At 28.2% G+C, this 2,880-nt stretch carries 2 protein-coding genes; both read right to left on the bottom strand.

Features of this window, described 5'->3' with window-relative positions; genetic code table 11:
• Nucleotides 1-626: 626 nt before the first annotated feature.
• The gene (locus V7124_RS24805; protein ID WP_335494354.1) at nt 627-2,024 is read right to left on the bottom strand and encodes a lipopolysaccharide biosynthesis protein; all 1,398 of its coding nucleotides are present in this window, start codon (nt 2,022-2,024) and stop codon (nt 627-629) included.
• Between the two features lie 96 nt (nt 2,025-2,120).
• Nucleotides 2,121-2,880, bottom strand: a 760-nt coding sequence (locus tag V7124_RS24800; RefSeq protein WP_335494352.1) for a glycosyltransferase family 2 protein, incomplete at its 5' end; no start/stop codon positions are given.

The raw sequence follows: 2,880 nt of genomic DNA, 5'->3' as shown, positions 1-2,880 counted from the left end.
TGTCTATTTCCCCTTTTACTATTGATCCATTCAAAGGAGTATCAATATAACCTTTAGGAAGAAGAGTTTCCTCGTTTGCAAAAACTCTAATACTATTAAACGTTATTAAAATAGTAAAAAAGGATGCTAATAGTATATATTTAGTTGCACTACCTTTAATGATCTTTCACCCCTCTATTAATTTCTAAAAGATTACAAATTTAATAATATCATACACTTTTTTACAAGACAATTTTATATTCGACAAATAGATGGTATAGTAAATCAAAAATTTGACTATTTTTCACTAAAGAAAAAAACATTCCTTATCATAGGGATTTATAAAAAAAAACCAAATTTATACTATTTGGATACGGCAATTTCCCAAAAATACCACGTACAGGTATATAAGGACATTAGACTATTTACTTAACAAAGGAACTACTAAAAGTCCCTAAACATCTGCTAAAATTGTTAGATTAAATCCTGGATTGACTTAAGTGAATGATTGACCAAACTCTACAAGTAATGATACATTTACTGACCTAGCTGCTTCTTATTCAGTAACGATGTCATTTTGATATACTACCTTCTTATTCTCTTTAATTGCCTTTGTAATTTTTATTAAAAACTAAATTCTATTCCGATTAGCCTTTAATCAATTGTTTAACTTCAACAAGCGTAGTATTAAGATCTTTTCTTTTAATGAGCAAATATAATCCGTAAATAACTAAATAGGAAGCTATACCCATCCAAGATGAAGGCATAAACCAACCTATTAGGATAAATAGTAGTGTCATTGTCATTTCTATTATAATATCTTTATGCACAATGATATTGAGCACCTTTGATAAATACACCTCTGCCAAAAGACAACGAAAAGCCATTAGAATAACAATTGAAACAATTGCAAACGTTAAACTCTTAAACACTAAAGTGAACGAAAATGTTAGTATAATGCTCAATAATACTGTCACTAGATTAATCGTAAGCATCCATTTTTCTTTACGCAATGTTTTTAAATAGGTGTTGATTAATAAGGCCATCTTTCCCTCAAATACACACATTGGAAAGAGTAAAGACATATATATAAGACTTTCATTATATTGTGGTAACCAAGCGGATAAGAATACTTTTAATGGAAAATAAACAACGAGCAGACCCAATAACGGGACCATTAAAGTAGTTCTCATAGTTTTATATATCCTAGGAAGTGCCTCTTTACTTGTTCGTCGTAAAACTGGAAACAAAATGATACCAACTGCATTAATAAATACTAACATTAGGTTGGAAACAACCAAAGTTAATGATACTTTACCAAATGTCGCCACATCCCAAGTCCGTTCAATACCAAACTGAACTATCCCAACAATTAACATGCCTGCTATGTTTGAGAACATCAATTTTATACCAACTCTAATGTTTTCAAAGGTTTCCTTTAAGTTAAGATAAAAGGTGGATATTTTTTTAAATACTATATCTTTACAACAGAAAATTGAGTACAGTAATGAAAAAAATTTCCCTGCTAAATCAGCGGCTATTATTATTTTATATTGTTTAATCCCAACTATTAAGAGAAAAAGGATTAATATAATATACAGTACCCTTTCTATCAGTGTTATTTGTGCATACTCTTTGATTCTATTTGTAGCTTGTAAGATATAAATTAACATATATCTTATATTAACTATCAACATACAAAATGCAGTCATTATTAGTATAAACGACTTATTATTGTCAGAATTGAAGGTTGTTGAAAGACCAATTACAACCGTCCCTATTATAACCTGTAAAATAACTAACAACCAAAACTGTGAAAAGAACATATCTTTATTTAGATCTCTATATTCAATACCACCATATCTTAGATATATCCCGTCATTCCAACCAAAATGCAAGAAACCCACAAAAGAAGCATAAAATAGATATAATTGCCAATACCCATAATCTTCTACACCTAACACCTTAGGTACAATTAGAATTACTATTGTTGAAATGATCATAGATATTAAATTGGATGATAGAGTATATGAAAAGTTTTTCATAAAAGTTATTGCCTTAATATTCAATAATCATCCCTCATTGGTATATTTTACTATATATCAAATTGTTACACTTTACTCTAATCTCTAACTAAAAAGTTATACAAGATTATTGATTTCTAAAAATGTTTCATATGAAATTTCATTATACTTTGTCGAATATTCAAATATATATTGACAAACTTTTACAGTATCATTTAAATTCTTGGTAATTGTAAATACTTTAATAAAAATTGCTGAAAGATATAAGAGTCTCCATACTTTCCAATATATTGGTTTATAGAATTTCTTTAAATCGATTATTCTATTTGAAAAGTGTAAAACAAAACTATTAATATTTTTTTGAGATTTTTTAATAGAGGTACCAACTTTATGATAAATGGTAGAACTCAAGATCGATTCGACTTTTACATTATTTTCCACGAGACGTTTGCAATAATTAAAATCTTCTTCACCAAAAAAGAAATCCTCGGTAAGTATGCCATATTTAAGTAAAATTTCTTTTCTAGCCATTAATGCACAACCTGTAATGAAGGGGGTGTTAATTGCCTGGACACCATTTTTCTTATAAGTATCTATCTTACTTTGTTTAAAGTACTTTCTATCCCCATACCATGTAAAATAGCCCCCAGCATTCCAGAGTTTGCTAGGTTCGCTATAATATCTAATATCGCAGCTTATTACCCCGGATTTTGGGTTATTATCCAAATAATCAATCATGTTTGAAATGGAATTCTTTGTTATTACTGTATCGTTATTTAATAAAAGAGAATAACTATATAAATTCTTAATTTTATTTAAGACTAAGTTATTCCCTTTAGCAAATCCTAAATTTTCTTTACCTTTAATAAGATATAAT

Origin of the sequence: Neobacillus niacini (assembly GCF_036961885.1) — a bacterium.
Taxonomy (GTDB): Bacteria; Bacillota; Bacilli; order Bacillales; family Cytobacillaceae; genus Neobacillus; species Neobacillus niacini_H.
The sequence above is the reverse complement of the archived record's forward strand: the minus strand, read 5'-3'. Positions and strand labels throughout refer to the sequence as shown.

Bases quoted from the DNA above. Each gene is read 5' to 3' on its own strand.
- V7124_RS24805 (WP_335494354.1), bottom strand. From the start codon at position 2,024: ATGAAAAACTTTTCATATACTCTATCATCCAATTTAATATCTATGATC.